A 19632-nucleotide genomic window follows, 5' to 3' on the forward strand; every position below is an offset into this window, starting at 1 on the left:
CGATTTACCTCAATTAATAACCCAGAAATTGACAATTCAATCCCGCTTGTTTGCGCTCGCCCCTCCCAAAGAGTCTCTCCGCACGCCAGTTACGTTGGCTTGGAGACATCGATCGGATCACGGGAAGCCAGCCTAAAAGTGCTGATCGCACCATAATACGGATGATAGTCCGTGTTATGGTGCGGCGCAATATGGCCTCATCCTCGATTTGCTTGGGGAAATATCATGGAGGCCGCAGAAGCCCTTGCCGTAGTAGTACGAGCACTGCGTCGAAGAAAGGGCTTTACGCAGGAAAACCTGATCACAATTGACCGTTCCTACTGGGGCCGGATAGAGCGTGGTGAAGTTAACATCACGATTGATGTGCTCATTCGTCTTGCAGCGCTAATGGAAGTTGAGCCGGCCTCACTCGTTCTCATGGCGACGTCCCTGCAATCTAATGAGCCGTTCGGGGAGGGTCTTAAACGCGTCTCCAAACAGATGAACAGAATCAGAAAAGAGAGTGTTGAAGAGGAAATGGAGTCAATGGCACGAGCCGGAAAACTACCGCCTGGTCGACCCGTCCGATCGGATGCAGCGCAAAAAGCGGCTGAAGCGGATCGCCTGAGTGGTGCCGGAGTACCGGTGTCCGAGATTGCAGAGAGACTGGGGCTGTCGAAATCCACTGTCCGCAGATATCTGAAAACAACCACGTCCGATCAAGGTGATTCCGCGTGATATTTGCCTTCGAGAAAGTGCTCCAGACTGCAGATATCGGAGCGCACGGGATTGAGGTGAACGACAGTTCCACCGTATCCAAAGCGCGGGCATTTCTGCACCGCACAGCTTCACGCCGCTCGTGATTTGTTGCAAGGTAAGCTGTAGCGCAAGCGGAGCGCGCCGACCCTCTGGGCTAAAGGCTTGAGGATGAACGCCCGGAGGGGCAAAACCTGACGCAGTCAGGGTTTGGTTCACACCAGCAGTACCCCCGAAGGTGGCAAGCCTTAAGCAGAAACAATGTTAACCATCCTCAAACTACGAGTCAGGAAAGTCGCCGAAGGTCTCGCGAAGCAGGCTTTGCTTCATTACTGAGGCAGCACAAGTAATGGCTGAAGCCCGGGCGGGAAGAAACAGATTCAGCTATTGAAGGCATAGGGCTACAGCCGTCCTGAAGCTGCGCGCGAACTCGGATACACATGGACGACTATCAATAGGCTGTGGTCAACAGATCTGCAGGTCGACAACACACAATCTGGATCGAAGCCACAGGCCACTTTTTCTTGAAAACGGCTTCGGCCACTTGGCGATACCATCCAGGGAAAGGTGGTCGCCAAATCACAGCACCAAGTTCCCGAAATTAATTTTTGAATACTGGCGCGCTGAGAAACTCACTGACTGTCTGATCCGCGTTGATATAAAGCTCGTTCACATAACCTTCGTGCGCTAGCAACAGAACACGGGCCACATCAACATAGTGATCGTAGGTAGTATGCAAGTGAGCGTGGCCCATCTGCGCCTTCAGCACCTGCATCGCAGCGATGTCTTTTACTTCACTGAGTTCCCCCAGCAATCCCGGCCCAAATCGCTTGATCAAAAACATGGTTGGCCACCAATGTCTGCTGTCATAGAAGCAAACATCAGAGCGCATTTTCGAACCATTGCTTATAGCCCGCACTTTCGCAGCAGTGGAGCGAGTGGCGACCATCCTAGGTGTCACAGGCTCCCCAGCGGCATTCAAAAACAAAATAGAAGGTGGGCAAGGCTTACCATACTTTTTGGCGTATAACTTTGCCCTGGGCGGGTAAAGCGTATTCGTATAGTTATCGGCTAAAGCTTTAAGATCCCCTTGATGAATCCTGATGGTACGGTGCTTTTTGCCTTTACTAAAATAGATTCGATATTCAACGGTTTCGTCATCGAACGTCATGTTTTCGTGTGGTTGGATATGCCGATTAAAACCATTGCCCGCATACGGGAAATCACATAGATCCATCGGGCGCATCGCGGTGCCCAACGCAAGCATGAACATCGCTACGTAGACGGGATCATGGAACCCACCAACGAAATCCCTGATCTCCTGGTTAGTGATCAGTGAATAGCTTTGCTTCTGTCGCCACTCACGATCCAATGATTTAATGCCTTTACCATCCAATGCAACGCGCGCCTCACGTTTGATATAGCTGAGCAAATCATTGTTCTTAAAATTAGGCTGCCAGGTTTTTAGCTTGAAATTTAAGCAACTAGAATAGCCTTCCGAATCCAACCAGTAAAAGAATCCGTAGACGAGTTTACCCTCATCAATGATCGTAGCTGTACTAGGCTTCAAGGACTGTTTTGCCTGACGCTTAATCGCTCGATGAACCTGCCAATTTTTCAAATCATCGTTATCTACGAGCGCATGATATTGATAAATTTCTACCTCTTCATACTTAGCAGTGGTAGACAAATATCGATAGAACTTAGCAATTAAATGGGAGTATCTATTAGATGTATCCTCGGACTGTGCTGTGACAGCGCGAAGGTAAAGGTTAGCATGGCTTAGAAGCACACGCTTTTGACCGCTTTCCGCAATCAGTATGTAGTGAGTAGTTTCCTTACCCGACAGTGGGCACGCATAGGTAATTAGCTTTCTGGAGATCTCGAGCATCTCAATCTCCTTGAGCAATTTTAGACACCACTACACGATCAAAACCATCCTGAATACTAGGCAGCGGCTCTTTATCGAAACTACGAAATTCAGGAGCGGGAATTTGGCCATACAAAAATCCGCGCTGGGCTTTGATCGTTGCCTCGCTGTCACAATACGGAACGAATATCTCGAGTGGCCTTGCATCGACCAAACCACGGACGAAGTCCCGAATTTCGGATCTGGATGCAAGAGGCAAATCAATCACTACAACAGCGTCCGCTGGATGAAAGTTCTTCTCGAGAAACTTATCGAATGAGGAAATGAAACGATTCTGAAAAATTACAACCCTGACAGCACCTTTCTTCAGGAATTTTTGTAGCTTTTCCTTGAGCTTACTAACTGCGAGCGCTTTATCCCCGTAATAACCAGCCAGATCTTGAGTCTCTGAATATCTTGCCACAGCATCCCGAGTATCTAACTGAAACTTCATAATCATGGACTCAGGCTTACCGTGCTGCTTTACAGCGTTGCTCAAACCACGGCTTTCTGATAACTCAAGTTCCTTCTCTAAGAGATTTCGCTTGAGAATTTCGTTATGGAGCGCTTTCTTCTTTAGTTCGTTAGTAAGCTCTCGGGAGTGATGGATTAACACGTCACCATTCATGAGGGTCGTTAAAAGATTCCCCTCAAGCTTCTGGTGCTCCTTCTGCTGGTTTTCCTTCACATAACGCAGCTCGGCTTGCGCCTCTCTAACCAATTTCTGACACTGGATGATTGTTTTGCTGGCATCAGCTTGGTCTCCGACTAGCAACTCATCAACATTCCTGGCCCCGGTCAAATACGGCTTGAGATGGCTATAAAATTTATGAAAAGACTGTCGAGAGATTTCCGCGCGCGCGCAAACCTCGATCATAGTAAGACGTTCTGAAGCGCCGCTAAGGTAATGATCGCAGATGATTTTTTTTAGGCGCTGTTCAGTATTAACTGCAGTCATTATCGTTTTCCCCTGCTCTTCGGTCGTTTACGAGAACGGCTGATCATGATTGCGAAACCTCACGCTCGATAACAGGTGGTTTAGGGTGCAACAACTCTTCAAGCAGTTTCTCATTAATGCTGATCTTTTGATCCAGCTCAAAATGGGCGGCGTAACTGAGTTTTCTAGAGGATGACCTGATCGTCTTATAAAACTTTAAATTCTGTTCGATAGAACGTTGAGCAGAACCTAGCACTAAATTGCGAGAACAATGAATATGACAGCTCGATACGTCCGGGCTTACTGGATAAATTAGATTTGCCCGATCAGCGATGCACGGAGGTAGAGACTCCCCAGCGTGAATAAGGCCGCTCATACAAAATGTACTAAGCGTCGTACGTTGAACCAAGACAGCCTCACCGCCTTGAAACATGTGAGAGACATACTCGAGAACCGTAAGCTTCAAAAGTTTCCCGACAAAAATGTCCGGCCTACCAGCCATGCGACCAGCAAGACCATTGGCAGCCTCTCCAGCATAAACACCGGAATTGATAGATTGGAGAATATCGACAAAATCTTTGGCGAAGTGTTCTCTCAAGGTCTCGACAACAGATGAAACCAAGAAGGGGTTCCTCGCAATATACCGTAGCCCCATGACATAACTTGAATGACCAAAAAGCATCCGAATAATATCAATATTACGTTCGGACTTATTAATCAATATTTCAGCAATCGTTTTCCGAAAGCGATGAATATGGAGGCCGTCAACACCAACTTCCGCAGAGAGATTAACCGCAACCTTAGTGATCATCCTGTCAACTTGATTCATCTCATGGGTCGGAATCACAGGCTGGAATAAGTAACCCTTCAGCATGTACTTATCAAACTCTCTAAGTTTCTTGTAAGAAGCTATCGCATCTCCTAAGTAGTCCGGGAGAGGAATCTCATCAGCCTCCCCAAAATAATTGGGATCGTCGCTGGTTTTATACCTGACAAAAGAAACATACCAGAGACCGTCACTTTCCTTCTTGTAAACGTCGTCGAACTGGAGCGGAGCCAGCTCACGCCTGCGCAGCCCTGTCATTAGACCGAAGAGAATGAAGATTGCGTTTCGCACCCTATCTACAGCGTACATATATCCCTTACGCCATGTGTACAAGTTCGTATCATAGGACAGAGTTTTACCACCAATACCCGTGTGTTTTATTTTTTTAGGAGTGTGCGAAAACCCAACGATCACAACGCCGTCTACTTCTTTACCAATCACTGCCTCAAATTCAAGATCGCGCTTACCATAACTATAATGTTTTTTATCAATCTCAGGCCGAAACTTACAATACTCCAACACCTGATTAATTACCGGAATCGCTTTGTCAATCCAAAAGAAAGAATAGGTTAGCAGGTCACGCAATTCATCTTCGGAAAAAGGCTTCCAGCCTACAAGCGATACACGAATAATCTCCTGGATATCTTTTCGACGCGTTATGGTATCAACATCGTTCAAATCTACCTGTAAGCGAAATTCTTCAGGAATCAACTTTTCGACGGACAAAAAAATCCAGAAATTGATATGAAAAAATAACAACCAATAAGCACGCATCACTCCGGAGTCCCGCGCATCATCTAATGCAGCATTCAAAACTCCTGCAGTGATGACACCGATATGTTCAGGAGAAGCGTCTAAAAAATTCGCTTCAAAAATATGCCGCTGTACGTAACGAAACCCATCACTATAAGTTTCAGTTGAACGAAAACTTCGAATCGTACCGATCGGATGTAGGTGGGGTATAAAGTGGTAACATATAGCTCGCTTCAACTCTTGCAAATCACTCCGAGCACGATCGATATAAACCTCAATATCCTTAAAGCCTTCGGAGCGCAACAACACCCATCGCATTTCGCTATAATTGGAATACTCTGAAACAGGGAAACATCCATTAGGGGACACAGCTAGCTTCGTCACCAACCCGCTCAGCTGCTGCTTGCAAACTCCTTCGGCTCCTCCATGAGATGCCTCATACAACTCCGAAAAGTAGGCATCGGCTGCATCAGACGCTTCGCGCTCAATCTCATCCAAAATGGACTGAAAAGAATCATCGTCATCTTGAGCATTATTTTTAGACACAAGTTAATCCTCAATGTAGGCGATGAGCGAGAGCATATCGAACGGCAGTAATGCCTCGTATTCCCTCATGTAAACAAGCGCTTCAGCAATTGCAGATTGGTTGCCCCAAATGCTAAGGAGATACTCCAAAATTTCAATTTCATCTTTGTGCGCCTCAAGGCGTCCTTCGTCCGCCTCAACAGCTCGCTGAAGCGTTGATAACCGCTCCATTAGGAAAGGTAATGAGTCGCCAAGTACGTAGATTCGGCTGCAAAACAAGCACTTATCTAAGCGAGTACAACGCTCATTCTTAAATAGCTCAACCGCCTCTGGATAGTCTGGCTTACTGGAATCTATACAAGCCCACAGTGCACGCTCATGCCCCATGATCGTAAAGATACGAAAGGTGGGATCAGCCGACTTCGCCCGCACAGTGCTACCGACAATTCCGTGAAACTTATTACTTCGGAATTTTTCCATCAACTCTTCCTGAATGCTCCGATAACGCACCTTTCTATCCTTGATAGCCATGGCAGAACTGTCGTAATGAGCACTCGTGGTTTCAAGGCTGGAATGGCCGAGTTGCAGGGCGGTTAGCGATAAGGGGTGCTTGGTCTTTTTGGCGTTATAGTATTCCCACGTCACCCTAAGCCGCCCCTCCAGGTCAATCGCGCTTTTAAGTGGCACACCGGCGTCAACCAGTTGGTGTTTGCCCAAAAACTCAGCGACACCAATGTTCCAATATTTCTGATTTTTCAGCGAGCTTACTCTGATATCAGGGCCGGACTCTTTGATTTGCCAGTCAGACTCATGCTCAGATAGACATAGGAATATCGACCGTCTCAGCGGATCATCCAGGGCGAAACTGTCCGAGCTATTCACAACTTCAGCGAGAGGCTCTGACAAAGTCTTAGCAAGCTCCATCAAGTTAAAAATGGAGTACCTATCCGATCTGGTTGACATTGCTTTTGCGAGTTTTGGAGACGCATAGTTTTTGTTAGCAGATTGGGATTTTTCTTTTTCAGACACAACAAGAACCACATCAGAATGCGCAACCTCAGACATAGGGTGCAGAAAGTGATTTTTATCGATGGCTATAACTGTCTCTTTGTTCCAACTCGACTGTCGCTGAATGAAAAGCCCCAGAGTTGCTTGATTTTGTGCAGTAGGATAATACATTCGCACCAGATCATCATAAGCAATTGAATCTGGAGTTTGCCTCCTGAGCACCGAATAACTATAAGGTAGGCAGCAACTTAGTACAAACTCACTAGGACAGGTAATTGATTGTACATATGGTATTTTTCGGATTTTTTTGCGCAATGCTGTAGAGTCGGATTTAGTCACCCTAAATGGGTAACCATCCAACATAAGAGTCTTCAATGCTCGAACAGGATCAATAACCCATTCTGATTTTTTACTGATCAACAAGAGCTCTGAGATCAAAGGACGGATTTCTTCCAAGCGATATGGTTCAGCGAGTTTAACCTGCTTGCGAAACTCAAGCATGAGTCGCATATCATCAACTTCCGACCGCATTGATTCATAAAAACTGGCATCGGCCGCCTCGTCGAGTGGTTCTCTCACTTGAGTTTTAATCAGTACGCTAGGCAACGTTAAAAGTGGAAGGCCATCATCGTTGTGGTTTGCCACTTTTAAAACTGCGGATCTTATGCTTCTCGCAGGATAGAGAGTTTGGCCATTGCGCCGCAACCTATCCATAAAAAGCTTAAACTGTTCAACACCGATATCCCCAACCCCTTTTAGATGAAGGTCAGGGTGGAGCTTATTATTGTGGTCTTGCCTGAAATCTAGAAAATCCTTTATCGCCGAACGCAGAGCATACCCTTTCGAATAACTGACATCTGGTACATATTTTATAAACACGTAGTGAAAACCGCAGCACAAAGCATCCGTAAAACTGAACAGCGGATGCTCTATATAATTTGCGAGGATGACCTTTGCATCTGCGGACGTCGCTGATAGCTCAGCGTGATACATGGAGAGGTATCGCATATGTGGCTCTTTGTTATGCCAAGCGAGCCAGCAACTCCTCTACTACAGCTCTTATGTCTGCAGCAACAGCCTCAAAGCTTTGAGAGGCGTCCACAACCGCAAAGGTGTCTGGATTTTGCTGGGCTTGGACTAGAAAGCCATGGCGAGCACGCGATAGGAATTCAGCCTTCTGCAACTCCATCCTGTCCAAGACCTCTCCCCGGCCGGCAACACGCTGCATGCCTACCGCAGGATCGATATCTAAAATGATATTCAAGTCAGGCTTGAAGCCCCCCAGAGCGATCTCATTGATCGCCAGTACGCGATCCAATGGCAGGCCTCGACCAAAGTGCTGAAATGCGATGGTGGCGGGTGTGAAGCGGTCACAGATCACAATCGCCCCACCCTCAATGGCTGGAATGATTTTCTCTTGAAGGTGCTGAGCCCTAGCAGCGGCAAACAGAAGTAGTTCAGTCGTATCGCAAAGCTCAGGGGTAGATGGATCAAGTACCACCTCTCTGATCTTTTCTCCAATCGGAGTTCCACCAGGCTCACGCGTCACTAAAACGTGATGACCGGCCTCGCTCAACCACCCGCTGAGATGCTTGATCACCGACGATTTACCAGCTCCGTTATTACCGTCGCAGACGATCAGGCATCCATTTGACATTGAGATTCACCACTGCAGAAAGACTTAAGTGGTTTACATAATGGAGACGAGTCAGATAGGCGTCAAGGACTAAAACGCAGGTGTAAAAGGGGCTGTAAGCCGTATCAGCAGAATAATTACCCTATGTGGGTAGTTTACATTTTTCGAGAGGAGACTATAACAACACCGGTTTACGTTGACTCACCAAGAGATATAAGGCGCCTTCCGGGCCTTCAAGGGTAATAAACAAGCCAGTCACAGGCAGTCCTTAGTCAGAGTCATTGCGTGCTTTGCGGCGCCGCGGCGTCCGGTTCCGGCGCAGATTCTTGCGCGGGCTCTGCCGAATTCATTGCGGGCGGGGTCGCGGGCTCAGGCGCCGGTTCCTGCGCCGGAACCTGCGGCGCACTTTCCGGCGCGGTGTTGGGCGACGCTGCAGGAATCGGCGTCTCGGCATCCGGCGTCACGGGCGCGCTCGCCGGGGCCGGGCTGGAGCGGTAATCGGCGCGGCGCTTGATTTGAAACTCGCGGACCGCCGAGTTGTGCGCGTCCAGATCATCGGAGAACACGTGGCTGCCGTCACCGCGCGCGACAAAATACAAGCTGTTGCCGGCCACCGGGTTCAGTGCAGCATGAATCGCCTCGCGGCCAACCATCGCAATCGGTGTCGGCGGCAAACCGGAAATCATGTAGGTGTTGTACGGCGTCGCTTCCTTGAGATGGGCGCGGGTCAGCTTGCCGTTGTAGCGGTCGCCAAGGCCGTAGATCACCGTCGGATCGGTCTGCAGCAACATGCCCATGGCCATCCGTCGCACGAACACCCCGGCAATCTGCCCGCGTTCTTGCGGCACGCCGGTTTCCTTCTCGACCAGCGACGCCATGATCAGCGCTTGATACGGCTCGGTGTACGGCACGTCGGCGGCGCGTTTTTCCCATTCCTTGGCGAGCACTTCGTCGAGGCGCTCATAGGCTTTGTTCAGCAGCTCGGCGTCGGTCATGCCGCGCACAAAACTGTAAGTGTCGGGGAAGAAGCGGCCCTCGGGGAAAATCCCGCTGTGACCGAGCTTGTCCATCACTTGCGTATCGTTCAGGCCATTGAGGGTTTGCTTGAGTTTGTCGTCCTTGGCCAGGGCGGCGCGGACCTGATGGAAGTTCCAGCCCTCAACCAGTGTCACGCTGTACTGCACGACTTCGCCGCGCTTCCACAGATCGATCAGGCCATCGACAGTCATCCCCGGCAGCATGCGGTATTCGCCACTGTGGATCGGCGTTGCGGCCAGATTGAAGCGCCAATAGACGCGCAACCAGAAAGCGTCCTTGATGACGCCATCGGCTTCGAGTCGATAGAAGGTGCGGGTCGGTGTCGTGCCTTTGGGCACTTCCAGCAGTTCTTCCTGGGTAATGTTCAGCGGCTGGTGCAGCGCCGAATTGATTTTCCAGGCCGAAGCGCCAGCCAGCAGCCCTGCCAGAACCAGTCCGGTTTCCAGCAGCAGCAGAAATTTACGTCTCACGTATCAAACATCCAGTAGCGCGCGGGCAATGGTTTGGAGTTTACGGGTGAGCGGGCCAACCGGCCAGCTCAGTGCTGCATAGGCGCGCACCGGCCAAATGCCATACACGCTGTTGCAGACGAACACTTCATCGGCCCATTGCAGCTGATCGAGGCTGATGTCGGTGATTTGCGTGGGGATCGCCAATGACTCAGCCTGAAACAATAATTCGGCGCGCATCACCCCGGCCACGCCACAACGCTTGAGATCGGCGGTCACCAGCACACCGTCGCGCACCAGGAACAGATTGCTGAAGACGCCTTCGATGACCCGCCCGGCTTGGTCGAGCATCAAGCCTTCGGCGTGTTCGGCATCTTGCCATTCGGCACGGGCGATGACTTGCTCCAGGCGATTCAAATGTTTGAGCCCGGCGAGCAAAGGTTGTTGGGAAAGTCGTGTGGTGCAGGGAAACAGGCGAACGCCCTGCTCGGCATGCACTGCCGGGTAAGTTGCGGGAGGGTTGCCTTGCAGAATGCGTCGGGCCTGCGCGGATGGGTCCGGGGCGTAGCCGCGCAAACCGTCGCCACGGGTGAGGATGAGCTTGAGCACACCCGCGCCTTCGTTCATGGCGCCGGCATACGTCAGTAGTTCGTTGCGGATCAACGCCTGATCGGCATTGATCGCCAGGCGAGCGCAGCCCTCGGCCAGACGCGCCAAATGGCGCTCCAGCAGCAACGGCTGGCCACCGCGCACGGCAATGGTCTCGAACAGACCATCACCGTAAGCCAGGCCGCGATCCTTCAGCGACAGAGCGTCAGCCGGTTGACCGTCGACCCAGCAGTCCATCAGCCAGCGAACCGGCGGAACACCAGCGAGCCGTTGGTCCCGCCAAACCCGAAGGAGTTGGACAGCACCACATCGATGTCCATGTTGCGCGCGGTGTGCGGCACAAAATCGAGGTCGCAGCCTTCGTCCGGCTCATCGAGGTTGATGGTCGGCGGCGCCACTTGGCTGTTGATCGCCAGCACACTGAAGATCGCCTCGACCGCGCCCGCCGCACCCAACAGGTGACCGGTCATGGACTTGGTCGAACTGACCGCCAGGTTGTAGGCGTGATCGCCGAACACGGTCTTGATCGCACAGGCTTCAGCGAGGTCGCCGGCCGAGGTCGAGGTGCCGTGGGCGTTGATGTACTGGACTTGATCGCTGTTGATCTTGGCATCGCGCAGGGCATTGGTGATGCAACGCGCAGCGCCTGCGCCGTCGGCCGGTGGCGAGGTCATGTGGTACGCATCGCCACTGGTGCCAAAGCCGATCAGCTCGGCGTAGATGGTCGCGCCACGCGCCTTGGCGTGCTCCAGTTCTTCGAGCACCAGTGCCCCGGCGCCGTCGGACAGCACGAAGCCATCACGGCCCTTGTCCCACGGACGGCTGGCACGGGTCGGCTCGTCGTTGCGGGTCGACAGTGCGCGGGAGGCACCGAAGCCGCCCATGCCCAGACCGCACGCGGCCATCTCGGCGCCGCCGGCAATCATCACGTCGGCTTCGTCGTACATGATGTTGCGCGCCGCCATGCCGATGCAGTGCGTACCGGTGGTACATGCGGTGGCGATGGCGTAGTTAGGCCCCTGTGCACCCAAATGGATGGACAGGAAACCGGAAATCATATTGATGATCGAGCCAGGCACGAAGAATGGTGAAATTCGACGCGGGCCGGATTCATGCAGCGTGCGGCTGGTTTCTTCGATATTGGTCAAACCGCCAATACCCGAACCCATGGCCACGCCGATGCGCTCGCGGTTGGCGTCAGTGACTTCCAGACCGGCGTTACGCACAGCCTGAAACCCTGCGGCCAGACCGTATTGAATGAACAGGTCGAGCTTGCGCGCTTCCTTGACCGAGAGGTATTCCTCGACATTGAAGCCCTTTACCGAGCCGCCAAAACGGGTGGAATAGGCAGAAAGGTCGGTGTGTTCGATCAGACCAATGCCACTGCGGCCAGCCAGAATGCCCTGCCAGCTGCTCGGCACATCCGTGCCCAGTGGCGACAACATACCCATACCGGTGACTACGACGCGTCTACGCGACACAGCACTCTCCTTTTTCTGATGACGACTTTGCATGAGGCCTAAAGAAAAAACCGCACGCCGTGATGGCAGTGCGGTTTTTCCATGACAGCAAGCAACGATTACAAGCTATTAAGCCTGGTGGTTAGTAACGTAATCGATTGCGGCTTGTACAGTAGTGATCTTCTCAGCTTCTTCGTCAGGGATTTCGGTCTCGAATTCCTCTTCCAGAGCCATCACCAGCTCAACGGTGTCAAGGGAGTCGGCACCCAGGTCTTCAACGAAGGAAGCAGTGTTGACCACTTCTTCTTGTTTAACGCCCAGTTGCTCAGCAACGATTTTCTTGACGCGCTCTTCGATGGTGCTCATACCTTGTTTTCACTCCTAATGGACAAATTCAGGCAGCTGGCCAGTGGGTAAGTGTATAGAAAGACTTTTCGGTTTTTCAACTGAAAGCTTCACTCCTCAAACCCTGCAGCCCTCTGCCTATAAATAGATTGCAGCTTTATAACGGATTTTAGACAGCTCGTATGACATTTTTTTGAAGCAACCCGTCACATTTAACTCATGTACATCCCGCCGTTCACCGGGATTGTAGCCCCAGTAACGTAAGCCGCACCGTCGGATGCAAGAAAAGCGACCACAGACGCGATCTCTTGAGCTTGCCCCAAACGGCCCAGCGGAATCTGTGTCGCCAAGGATTCACGCTGCGCTTCAGGCAGTTCACGGGTCATATCGGTGTCGATGAACCCTGGGGCCACCGAGTTTACCGTAATCGAACGCGAACCGACTTCACGCGCCAATGCGCGGCTGAAACCTTCCAGACCTGCCTTGGCGGCTGCGTAGTTTACTTGGCCTGCGTTGCCCATGGCACCCACAACCGAACCAATACTGATAATTCGTCCCCAACGCGCCTTCGTCATGCCACGCAAAACGCCCTTGGACAGGCGGAACAGACTGTTCAGGTTGGTATCGATGACGTCGTTCCATTCGTCGTCTTTCATGCGCATCATCAGATTATCGCGGGTGATGCCGGCATTGTTGACCAGAATTGCCGGCGCGCCGAACTGCTCGGTGATGCTCGCCAGCACGGCGGCGACGGAGGCGTCGCTGGTCACATTGAGTTCCAGGCCGGTGCCCTGAATTGCGTTTTCTTTCAGGGTTGCAGCGATGCGCTCGGCACCCGCTGCGGAGGTCGCGGTGCCAATCACGATGGCGCCCTGACGACCCAGTTCCAGGGCGATGGCCTGGCCGATACCACGGCTTGCGCCAGTGACCAGTGCAACTTTACCTTGCAGACTCATGCAAGTTTCTCCTGATTCAGACCAGCGCTGCGCGAGCGGCAGCAAAAGCGTCTGGGGTATTGAGGTTGGAAGTCGACACGCCTTCGGCGCAGCGTTTGTTCAGGCCGGCGAGCACTTTGCCCGGGCCGCATTCGACCAATTGGGTCGCGCCTTTGGCGGCCAGCGCCTGGACCGACTCAACCCAGCGCACTGGCTTGTAGAGCTGCTCAAGCAAATCGCGCTTGAGGGTCTCGAGATCGGCCGGCACGCTGGCGCTGACGTTCTGCACCACCGGGATCTGCGGCGCCTGCCAGTCAATGGCGGCGATGGATTCGGCAAAACGCTCGGCGGCCGGACGCATCAGCTCACAGTGCGACGGCACGCTGACCGGCAACGGCATGGCGCGCTTGGCACCACGCGCCTTGCAGCCTTCGATGGCGCGCTCGACGGCGGCCTTGGCACCGGCGATAACCACTTGGCCCGGCGAGTTGAAGTTGACCGCACTGACCACTTCGCCCTGCGCCGCTTCGGCGCACGCTGCCAGCACGTCGGCATCTTCCAGACCGAGGATAGCGGCCATGCCGCCCTGCCCGGCCGGCACGGCTTCCTGCATCAGTTGGCCACGACGCTCGACCAGTTTCACCGCGTCGCCCAGGCTCAGGCTGCCCGCAGCGACCAAGGCGCTGTATTCGCCCAGGCTGTGACCGGCCACATAAGCCGGACGCGCGCCGCCTTCAGCCAGCCACAAACGCCACAAGGCGATCGAAGCGGTGAGGATCGCCGGTTGGGTTTTATCGGTTTGATTGAGTTGCTCTTCCGGCCCTTGCTGGGTCAGCGCCCACAGGTCGTAACCGAGAGCATCGGAAGCTTCTTTGAATGTTTCGAGGACGATCGGATGTTGCGCGCCCAACTCGGCCAGCATGCCGAGGGACTGCGAACCCTGTCCTGGAAAGACGAATGCGAGGGAAGCAGACATGTAACAAGCCCCTAATGATCTTGTCGTCGGAGAATTGACGTCCCGCTTCGGGGACGCAAGAAACTGACAGTTGGATGGCCAATTGAACTGAGCGGTCACATTTAAGCATTGTCCGACGAAAACGCCTAAGGCAACAAATCCTCCAGACGACCGTGCAGACGTCGTGGGAGGTTTTCCTGAATCTCGATCAGGGCGCGCTGAATGGCGCTCTGAAAGCCCTGCACACCCGCCGAGCCGTGGCTTTTCACGACGATCCCCTGCAAACCGAGAAAACTCGCGCCGTTGTGTCGCGCCGGGGCCAGGTCCGCTTGCAAGCGCTTCATCAGCGGCAATGCCAATGCGCCGACCACGCGCGAGGCCAGGTTCTGCTTGAACAAGGCTTCGATACGCCCGGCAATCATGGTCGCCAGGCCTTCGCTGGATTTGAGCAGGATATTGCCGACAAAGCCGTCACACACCACCACATCCGCCTCGCCGCGATACAAACCGTCACCTTCGACAAAACCGATGTAATTGATGCCGCGCGCGTTCTGCAGCAAGGTCGCAGCGAGCTTGACCTGCTGATTGCCCTTGATGTCTTCGGTGCCGATGTTCAGCAGCGCCACGCGCGGGCGCACCACGCCCAGCGTCTCCGCCGCCACCGAGCCCATGATCGCGAACTGCAACAGGTGCTCGGCACTGCAATCGACGTTGGCGCCCAGATCCAGCAACTGGCAATAACCCTTCTGCGTCGGAATCGCCGCGACCATCGCCGGCCGATCAATGCCGGGCAGCGTCTTCAGCACAAATCGCGACAACGCCATCAGCGCGCCGGTATTGCCGGCGCTGACACACGCCTGGACTTTGCCATCACGCAACAATTCAAGCGCCACGCGCATCGACGAGTCAGGCTTGCCACGCAAGGCCTGCGCAGGCTTTTCGTCCATGGTGATGATTTCGGACGCGGGGGTAATCGACAGGCGCGCGCGATCCACAGCCGAGTGACTGGAGAGCAGTTCTTCCAAAAGGGTGGTTTGACCGACGAGGGTCAGGTGCAGCGAGGGTGTAGCAGACAGGCAAGCGAGGCTGGCCTGAACAATGCTGCGGGGACCGAAGTCCCCGCCCATTGCGTCAATCGCGATGACTTGAGCAGACAAGTGATTACTCGTCAGCGCCCTTGTCGATCACTTTACGGCCACGGTATACGCCTTCTGGCGATACGTGGTGACGCAGGTGAATTTCACCAGTGGTTTTTTCTACAGACAGAGTGCTTGCCGTCAGGGCGTCGTGCGAACGACGCATGTCACGGGCAGAGCGGGATTTTTTGTTCTGCTGAACAGCCATAATTGATTAACTCCTAAACGTTTGGGTCACGCTTTAACTGCGCCAATACACTGAACGGGTTGGACCGCGTTACCTCGTCCTCGCTCGGTTCGGGCTCATCGAGACCCGCCGGCTGCTGGCATTCTTCCGGATGATGAGCAGGCACAATGGGCAGGGCGAGCAAAAGCTCCTCCTCGACCAGTGACTGCAGATCCAATGGATCTTCGCCCAGTTCCAGCACGTCATAACCTTTCGGTAACGACTGGGTATTCGCACCCTCCTTCACCACAACGTAACTGCATTCGCTGTGGATCGGCAGGGTGACCAGCTCAAGACAACGCTGGCAAACCATTTTGACTTCGGTGTCGATAAAGCTGTGGATGACCACAGATTTACGTTCATCTCGTTCAAAAACGAATTTAGCCTGCACCGTACCGACAGTGTCGGAAAGCGGGTCGCAGAGTCTCTCCAAATCGGCCAGCAGCAGTTCACCTTGAAGGGTGGTGCCACGATCAGCCAATTTGCGCGGGTCAACGTGAGGTGGAATCGGGTCATTCAACATAGGCGCAGCATTATAGGGATGCACCCAGCCATGTCAAAGGAAATTCAGCCCTGTCCGTCACTTGCAAGCCTCGCTAGAATTCGGCACTGCTTTTTGGAGATGCGCATGCTGCCTTTATTACTCGCTTCAAGCTCGGTTTATCGCCGGGAATTGCTGGCCCGCCTGCAGCTCGAGTTCACCTGCAGCTCACCGGACATCGACGAAAGCCATGGTGAAAATGAATCGGCAATCAATCTGGTAAAACGCCTCGCCGAACAGAAAGCACGCGCACTGGCGGGCAGCCATCCCGCGCACCTGATCATCGGCTCCGATCAGGTCGCCGTGCTCGGCGAGCGCATTATCGGCAAACCCCACACATTCGAAAAGGCCCGCGAACAATTGCTCGCCTCCAGCGGCGCCAGCGTAACCTTCCTCACCGGCCTCGCGCTGCTCAACAGCCAGACCGGGGGTTGCCAGGTCGACTGCGTGCCGTTCACCGTGCACATGCGCGTGCTCGATCAGCAACGCATCGAACGCTACCTGCGCGCCGAGCAGCCCTACGACTGCGCTGGCAGCTTCAAGGCTGAAGGCTTGGGGGTTAGCCTGTTTCAAAGCACCGAAGGCCCTGATGCGACCAGCCTGATCGGCTTGCCGCTGATCCGCTTGATCGACATGCTGCTGGCCGAAGGCGTGCAAATCCCCTGATGTGAAAATTACCCCGATTTTGTGGCGAGCGAGCTTGCTCGCGCTGGGATGCGCAGCAGCCCCAAGAATTTTATGGGCGCTACGCACCCAAGCGCGAGCAAGCTCGCTCGCCACAGTTGTTACAGAGATTGTGCTCACAAAAAAACCGGCCATCTCGGCCGGTTTTTTTTATGCAGCAAACAGAATCAGCGCAGCGACGGACCGTTAAAACCCATCCACATCGCCAAGTGCTCAGCCACGCTGGCGCCGAGCTTTTTCGAGAAGCGGTCGAACGTTGATTCCTGAACGGTGAAGTCCACCAGTTCTTTCTCGCCAATCACGTCACGGGCCACCGAACTGGCACTGCCCAGACCATCGATCAGACCCAGCGGCAGCGCTTGCTCGCCCGACCAGACCAACCCGGAGAACAATTCAGGATGCTCTTTGTCCTTGAGTCGATCACCACGGCCCTTCTTTACGCTGTTGATGAACTGCTGATGCGTGGTGTCGAGCACGCCCTGCCAGAACTGCGTTTCTTCAGGTTTCTGCGGCTGGAACGGATCAAGGAACGACTTGTGCTCGCCCGACGTATAGGTGCGGCGCTCAACGCCAAGCTTTTCCATGGTGCCGACAAAACCGTAACCGGCCGCCGTCACGCCAATCGAACCGACCAGACTGGCCTTGTCCGCATAGATCTGGTCCGCCGCGCTGGCGATGTAATAAGCACCGGAAGCGCCCAGATCGGAAATTACCGCGTAGACCTTGGTGTCCGGATGCAAACCGCGCAGGCGCTTGATTTCGTCATAAACGTAACCCGACTGCACCGGACTGCCGCCCGGGCTGTTGATGCGCAGGATCACGCCTTTGACCTTGCCGTCCTCAAACGCTGCACGCAGGCTGGTGACGATATTGTCGGCGCTGGCGGATTCCTTGTCGGCGATCACGCCCGTGACTTCGATCAGCGCGGTGTAATTGGAACTGCGCGCCGCGCTCTTTTCCATGTCCATCAGCGGCGTAAACAGCAACAACGCCGCGATCAGATAAACGAACGTCAGCAGCTTGAAGAAAATCCCCCAGCGCCGCGAGCGACGCTGCTCCTGGACACTGGCCAGCAAAGTCTTTTCCAGCAACTGCCAGCTCTTGGCGTCACCTTCAGTGCTCGCCCGCTCGGGCGCTTTCCATTCGTCGGTCATGCCATCCACCCCAGCAAAAACGTATTAAGCCTGACGAAGCCAGGCATGCAATTCGGAAAAATGATCGATCGCCAGCCGCGGCTCGAACAGCTTGAGCGCCTCGATGGATTGCGCGCCGTAACTGACCGCCACGCTATCCATGCCAGCGTTGCGCGCCATCTGCAGATCGAAGGACGAATCCCCGACCATCAGCGCCTGCTGCGGCGAAACCCGGCAATGCGCGAGAATCTCTTCCAGCATCAGAGGGTGCGGTTTGCTGGCGGTTTCATCGGCGGCACGGGTGATATCGAAATATTCTTCCCAACCATGCGCCTTCAGCACCCGGTCGAGCCCGCGACGCGCCTTGCCGGTCGCCACCGCCAAGTGATAACCAGCCTCGCGAAACGCTGCCATCGACTCGACCACGCCTTCGAACAACGGCGAAGGCACGGCCTCAGCAGCGATGTAGTGATCGGCGTAGTGCTGACGAAACGCAATCAACTGGTCATCGGCAATTTCTGGATACAACATGCGAATCGCTTCGGGCAAGCCCAGGCCGATGATGCCTTTGACCGCAAAGTCGTCGCGCAACGGGAACCCGGAGCGTTCAGAGGCGACGTGCATCGCTTCGACAATCCGACCAATGGAATCAGCCAGCGTGCCGTCCCAATCGAAAATCAGCAGTTTGTAATCAGATGGGTGCACTCAGGCGCTCCACAGTCTTGGCCCACATCTCGTCGACCGGCGCCTGCAACTTCAGCTCGCCGCCATCCGGCAGCGGCACGGTCAGCATGTAGGCGTGGAGGAACAGGCGCTTGCCGCCCAGATCACGGATTTCCTTGCTGAAATCGTCATCGCCGTACTTGCTGTCGCCGGCAATGCAATGCCCGGCGTGCAAGGTGTGAACGCGAATCTGGTGGGTGCGGCCGGTAATCGGCTTGGCTTCGATCAGCGTGGCAAAGTCGCCGAAACGGCGCAGGACCTTGAACACGGTCACCGACTCCTTGCCCTCCTCCTCGTCGACCTCGACCATTCGCTCGCCGGAGCGCAGATTGCTCTTGCCCAGCGACGCGCGGACTTGCTTGATCGACGCCGCCCAATTGCCGCGAACCAGCGCCATGTAGCGCTTGTCGACGCCATCGCCGCGCAGTGCCGAGTGCAAGTGGCGCAACATGCTGCGCTTTTTCGCGATCATCAGCAGGCCGGAGGTGTCACGGTCGAGACGGTGAACCAGCTCCAGCTCCTTGCAGTCGGGACGCAACTGACGGAAAGCTTCGATCACGCCGTAGGTCAGGCCGCTGCCACCGTGAACGGCAATGCCGCACGGCTTGTTGATCACGATCAGGGCTTTGTCTTCGAAGATGATTGACGCTTCGAGGCGTTGCAGCAGGCCTTGTGCCAGCGGCACCGGTTCGTCGCGCTCGGGCACGCGCACTGGCGGCACGCGCACGATATCGCCCGCCTGCAGCTTGTATTCGGGCTTGATCCGACCTTTGTTCACCCGCACTTCGCCCTTGCGCAAAATGCGATAAATCAAGGTCTTGGGCACGCCTTTGAGCCGAGCGAGAAGGAAGTTATCAATGCGTTGGCCGGCATATTCCGGCGAGACCTCCAGCAGTTGTACGGCTGGGGTCGAAGGGGCAGTAGTCGTCATGGCGCGGATGATAACAATTTTTTATGGAATTGAAGCACTTAATCATTGCTGCTATAGTCGCGAACGCCGCCAAAAGCGGCCTGGACAGCGGACTAACGGTCAAAAACCGGCCCTGACCAACGCAATTCACCAGGACGC

The 19632-nt window shown here is 54.2% G+C and carries 19 protein-coding genes; 2 read left to right on the forward strand and 17 right to left on the reverse strand.

The genetic code is table 11. The features are described 5' to 3' along the window. Window positions 1-225 precede the first annotated feature (225 nt). Window positions 226-717 carry a transcriptional regulator gene (locus FBY12_RS27715; RefSeq protein WP_256663358.1) on the forward strand — a complete coding sequence of 164 codons (492 nt, stop codon included), beginning with the start codon at window positions 226-228 and terminating at the stop codon, window positions 715-717. Between the two features lie 619 nt (window positions 718-1336). On the opposite strand, the gene FBY12_RS24740 is transcribed toward FBY12_RS27715, so the two are convergent. The 14 genes from FBY12_RS24740 to FBY12_RS24805 all read right to left on the reverse strand — a co-directional run bounded on the left by FBY12_RS24740 (window position 1337) and on the right by FBY12_RS24805 (window position 16005). After that, window positions 1337-2626: a site-specific integrase gene (locus tag FBY12_RS24740; RefSeq protein ID WP_145256783.1), complete on the reverse strand. Its 1290-nt coding sequence runs from the start codon at window positions 2624-2626 to the stop codon at window positions 1337-1339. Between the two features lies 1 nt (window position 2627). Further along, the gene (locus tag FBY12_RS24745) at window positions 2628-3602 is read right to left on the reverse strand and encodes a hypothetical protein (RefSeq protein WP_145256785.1); all 975 of its coding nucleotides are present in this window, start codon (window positions 3600-3602) and stop codon (window positions 2628-2630) included. Between the two features lie 43 nt (window positions 3603-3645). Further along, on the reverse strand, window positions 3646-5706 hold the full coding sequence (locus FBY12_RS24750; RefSeq protein ID WP_145256788.1) for a tyrosine-type recombinase/integrase: 2061 nt from the start codon (window positions 5704-5706) through the stop codon (window positions 3646-3648). Window positions 5707-5709: 3 nt separating this feature from the next. After that, complete coding sequence (locus FBY12_RS24755; protein WP_145256791.1) at window positions 5710-7701, reverse strand: hypothetical protein; 1992 nt, start codon at window positions 7699-7701, stop codon at window positions 5710-5712. A gap of 13 nt (window positions 7702-7714) precedes the next feature. After that, window positions 7715-8350: a dTMP kinase gene (tmk, locus tag FBY12_RS24760; protein ID WP_145256794.1), complete on the reverse strand. Its 636-nt coding sequence runs from the start codon at window positions 8348-8350 to the stop codon at window positions 7715-7717. A gap of 257 nt (window positions 8351-8607) precedes the next feature. Continuing rightward, complete coding sequence (gene mltG, locus FBY12_RS24765) at window positions 8608-9837, reverse strand: endolytic transglycosylase MltG (protein ID WP_121731943.1); 1230 nt, start codon at window positions 9835-9837, stop codon at window positions 8608-8610. A 3-nt stretch (window positions 9838-9840) separates the two neighbouring features. Beyond that, window positions 9841-10662: an aminodeoxychorismate lyase gene (gene pabC, locus FBY12_RS24770; protein ID WP_145256797.1), complete on the reverse strand. Its 822-nt coding sequence runs from the start codon at window positions 10660-10662 to the stop codon at window positions 9841-9843. Continuing rightward, entirely contained in the window at window positions 10662-11906 is a 1245-nt protein-coding gene (fabF, locus tag FBY12_RS24775) for a beta-ketoacyl-ACP synthase II (RefSeq protein WP_121731941.1), read from the reverse strand. The genes pabC and fabF overlap by 1 nt, the downstream gene beginning before the upstream one ends. Before the next feature lie 108 nt (window positions 11907-12014). Next, window positions 12015-12251 (reverse strand): acyl carrier protein, encoded by a 237-nt coding sequence (gene acpP, locus FBY12_RS24780; RefSeq protein WP_121731940.1) that lies wholly within the window; start codon window positions 12249-12251, stop codon window positions 12015-12017. Window positions 12252-12442: 191 nt separating this feature from the next. Continuing rightward, window positions 12443-13186, reverse strand: a complete 744-nt coding sequence (gene fabG, locus FBY12_RS24785; protein WP_121731939.1) for a 3-oxoacyl-ACP reductase FabG — start codon at window positions 13184-13186, stop codon at window positions 12443-12445. Between the two features lie 16 nt (window positions 13187-13202). Further along, window positions 13203-14141, reverse strand: a complete 939-nt coding sequence (gene fabD / locus FBY12_RS24790) for an ACP S-malonyltransferase (RefSeq protein ID WP_121731938.1) — start codon at window positions 14139-14141, stop codon at window positions 13203-13205. Window positions 14142-14266: 125 nt separating this feature from the next. Continuing rightward, window positions 14267-15277: a phosphate acyltransferase PlsX gene (gene plsX, locus FBY12_RS24795; protein WP_145256800.1), complete on the reverse strand. Its 1011-nt coding sequence runs from the start codon at window positions 15275-15277 to the stop codon at window positions 14267-14269. 4 nt (window positions 15278-15281) lie between these two features. Then, window positions 15282-15464: a 50S ribosomal protein L32 gene (rpmF, locus tag FBY12_RS24800; protein WP_008152339.1), complete on the reverse strand. Its 183-nt coding sequence runs from the start codon at window positions 15462-15464 to the stop codon at window positions 15282-15284. A 13-nt stretch (window positions 15465-15477) separates the two neighbouring features. Next, window positions 15478-16005 carry a YceD family protein gene (locus FBY12_RS24805; protein WP_092279262.1) on the reverse strand — a complete coding sequence of 176 codons (528 nt, stop codon included), beginning with the start codon at window positions 16003-16005 and terminating at the stop codon, window positions 15478-15480. A 105-nt stretch (window positions 16006-16110) separates the two neighbouring features. Between FBY12_RS24805 and FBY12_RS24810 the strand changes: the two genes are divergently transcribed. After that, entirely contained in the window at window positions 16111-16689 is a 579-nt protein-coding gene (locus FBY12_RS24810) for a nucleoside triphosphate pyrophosphatase (protein ID WP_109520912.1), read from the forward strand. Between the two features lie 185 nt (window positions 16690-16874). On the opposite strand, the gene sppA is transcribed toward FBY12_RS24810, so the two are convergent. The 3 genes from sppA to rluC are packed head-to-tail and all read right to left on the reverse strand — an operon-like array spanning window position 16875 to window position 19494. After that, complete coding sequence (gene sppA, locus FBY12_RS24815) at window positions 16875-17861, reverse strand: signal peptide peptidase SppA (RefSeq protein ID WP_145256803.1); 987 nt, start codon at window positions 17859-17861, stop codon at window positions 16875-16877. Between the two features lie 24 nt (window positions 17862-17885). After that, complete coding sequence (locus FBY12_RS24820) at window positions 17886-18545, reverse strand: HAD-IA family hydrolase (RefSeq protein ID WP_145256807.1); 660 nt, start codon at window positions 18543-18545, stop codon at window positions 17886-17888. Next, window positions 18532-19494, reverse strand: a complete 963-nt coding sequence (rluC, locus tag FBY12_RS24825; protein ID WP_145256810.1) for a 23S rRNA pseudouridine(955/2504/2580) synthase RluC — start codon at window positions 19492-19494, stop codon at window positions 18532-18534. The genes FBY12_RS24820 and rluC overlap by 14 nt, the downstream gene beginning before the upstream one ends. Between the last annotated feature and the right edge of the window lie 138 nt (window positions 19495-19632).

The sequence above is a fragment of the Pseudomonas sp. SJZ131 genome, assembly GCF_007828705.1.
Lineage (GTDB): Bacteria > Pseudomonadota > Gammaproteobacteria > Pseudomonadales > Pseudomonadaceae > Aquipseudomonas > Aquipseudomonas prosekii.

What these genes read in the sequence shown, in the direction of transcription:
- tmk (WP_145256794.1), bottom strand. Translation starts at nt 8,350, where the DNA reads ATGTCAAATGGATGCCTGATCGTCTGCGACGGTAATAACGGAGCTGGT.
- FBY12_RS24755 (WP_145256791.1), bottom strand. Translation starts at nt 7,701, where the DNA reads ATGCGATACCTCTCCATGTATCACGCTGAGCTATCAGCGACGTCCGCA.
- FBY12_RS24810 (WP_109520912.1), top strand. Translation starts at nt 16,111, where the DNA reads ATGCTGCCTTTATTACTCGCTTCAAGCTCGGTTTATCGCCGGGAATTG.
- fabG (WP_121731939.1), bottom strand. Translation starts at nt 13,186, where the DNA reads ATGAGTCTGCAAGGTAAAGTTGCACTGGTCACTGGCGCAAGCCGTGGT.
- pabC (WP_145256797.1), bottom strand. Translation starts at nt 10,662, where the DNA reads ATGGACTGCTGGGTCGACGGTCAACCGGCTGACGCTCTGTCGCTGAAG.
- fabD (WP_121731938.1), bottom strand. Translation starts at nt 14,141, where the DNA reads ATGTCTGCTTCCCTCGCATTCGTCTTTCCAGGACAGGGTTCGCAGTCC.
- FBY12_RS24805 (WP_092279262.1), bottom strand. Translation starts at nt 16,005, where the DNA reads ATGTTGAATGACCCGATTCCACCTCACGTTGACCCGCGCAAATTGGCT.
- rpmF (WP_008152339.1), bottom strand. Translation starts at nt 15,464, where the DNA reads ATGGCTGTTCAGCAGAACAAAAAATCCCGCTCTGCCCGTGACATGCGT.
- FBY12_RS27715 (WP_256663358.1), top strand. Translation starts at nt 226, where the DNA reads ATGGAGGCCGCAGAAGCCCTTGCCGTAGTAGTACGAGCACTGCGTCGA.
- acpP (WP_121731940.1), bottom strand. Translation starts at nt 12,251, where the DNA reads ATGAGCACCATCGAAGAGCGCGTCAAGAAAATCGTTGCTGAGCAACTG.
- sppA (WP_145256803.1), bottom strand. Translation starts at nt 17,861, where the DNA reads ATGACCGACGAATGGAAAGCGCCCGAGCGGGCGAGCACTGAAGGTGAC.
- FBY12_RS24740 (WP_145256783.1), bottom strand. Translation starts at nt 2,626, where the DNA reads ATGCTCGAGATCTCCAGAAAGCTAATTACCTATGCGTGCCCACTGTCG.
- rluC (WP_145256810.1), bottom strand. Translation starts at nt 19,494, where the DNA reads ATGACGACTACTGCCCCTTCGACCCCAGCCGTACAACTGCTGGAGGTC.
- FBY12_RS24745 (WP_145256785.1), bottom strand. Translation starts at nt 3,602, where the DNA reads ATGACTGCAGTTAATACTGAACAGCGCCTAAAAAAAATCATCTGCGAT.